Raw genomic sequence first — 506 nt, 5'->3', positions numbered from 1 at the left:
GATTGGTTGAGATGTGAACTTTCTGCGTCAGGATGAGCCGCAAGAAAATTCCTTGCCTTTGACTACGCTCCATAACATTGAGAACCCACAAGGGGGCAAGATAGCGGATGTATTCAGCGGATATTCTGTATGCAGGGACTGCCCGGGAGCATCGGGCGAACAAGCTCCTGGCTGCTCTGGAGCCGGAAGACTTTGCCTGTCTGGAGCCGCACCTGGAGATCGTGAGCTTGCAGCAGGGTCAGGTGCTCTGCGAGGCGGGTCACCCCCTCTACGACGCCTACTTTCCCCACAACGTCATCATCTCGCTGATGGCTGTCATGCAGGACGGACGCACTGCCGAGATGTCCGTGTTTGGCAGCGAGGGCGTCACGGGTCTGACAGGGGCAGCGGTCACCAATCAGGCTTTCGGACACTATGTCGTGCATCTCACCGGCACGGCCTCACGGATCAAGATCGCTAAGATGCACGAGGTGATCAGTACACAACCCACCATCCAGCGCCTGATA

At 57.3% G+C, this 506-nt stretch carries 1 pseudogene; it reads left to right on the top strand.

Annotated features, from left to right (window positions below):
- Nucleotides 1–107: 107 nt before the first annotated feature.
- Nucleotides 108–506, top strand: a pseudogene (locus tag KBI52_RS00895) (Crp/Fnr family transcriptional regulator); the annotation flags it as partial.

The sequence above is a fragment of the Microvirga sp. HBU67558 genome (assembly GCF_018069605.1).
Classification (GTDB): domain Bacteria; phylum Pseudomonadota; class Alphaproteobacteria; order Rhizobiales; family Beijerinckiaceae; genus Microvirga; species Microvirga terrae.
This window is presented reverse-complemented; position numbering and strand designations above follow the sequence as displayed.